This window comes from Paenibacillus sp. 2KB_20, from assembly GCF_052115765.1.
Classification (GTDB): Bacteria; Bacillota; Bacilli; order Paenibacillales; family Paenibacillaceae; genus Paenibacillus_AQ.
In genome coordinates this window covers 1-757 of sequence record NZ_JBFRHH010000037.1, presented here as the reverse complement: position 1 = coordinate 757, position 757 = coordinate 1, and the positions used below count along the sequence as shown (strand labels likewise).

Here is a 757-nt window from a genome sequence, read left to right as displayed (position 1 = left end):
AATCATGACCACCCGTCCAACGGGTGGTTTGCTCTTGGGGTATAACCCCTTGTTGCCAAACTGCGCCTAAAGACGCTAGCCTGACCACAAATCCGTTCAGGCTCAGTGTTTTTGTCACTTTCACTTACCAGTTAAACTGGTTTATTTCTTCTTGCTCCTGTTGCTACTGAACGGATCTTCGTACTCTTTTACACTCAGCTTATCTACCGCTTGGTCATGTGCTTCTTGTTCACGAATGTACTTTCTTACCGTTGCTTCATTTAATCCTACCGTACTCACATAATATCCTTCTGCCCAGAATTTTCGATTCCCGTATTTATATTTGAGCTGGGCATGCTTCTCAAAGATCATTAGCGAACTTTTTCCTTTTAGATATCCCATGAACGATGAGACTGCAATTTTCGGTGGGATCGCTACCAACATGTGTACATGATCCGGCATCATATGACCTTCTATGATCTCTACACCTTTGTACTTGCATAAGCGCTTGAAAATTTCAATCAGATCTCTTCTCACTTGATTATAAATCTCTTTCCGTCTATACTTCGGGGTGAATACAATGTGGTATTTGCACATCCACTTTGTGTGAGCTAGGCTGTAGCTCTTGGTTGCCATCTAAGACCATTCCTTTCTTTGAGCCTGAACATCTCAAGTTTATCGGAATGGTCTTAGTGGTCAAACCCTCAATCCCTCCACCCGCATAGCGGGTGGTTTTTTGTTTCGCGCGTTTCACGCACTCAACTGGCTAAAGCCATAA

At 43.3% G+C, this 757-nt stretch carries 1 protein-coding gene; it reads right to left on the bottom strand.

Annotated features, from left to right (window positions below):
* Positions 1-141 precede the first annotated feature (141 nt).
* Positions 142-615 carry an IS200/IS605 family transposase gene (gene tnpA / locus AB4124_RS33995; RefSeq protein ID WP_015737123.1) on the bottom strand — a complete coding sequence of 158 codons (474 nt, stop codon included), beginning with the start codon at positions 613-615 and terminating at the stop codon, positions 142-144.
* Positions 616-757: the final 142 nt, after the last annotated feature.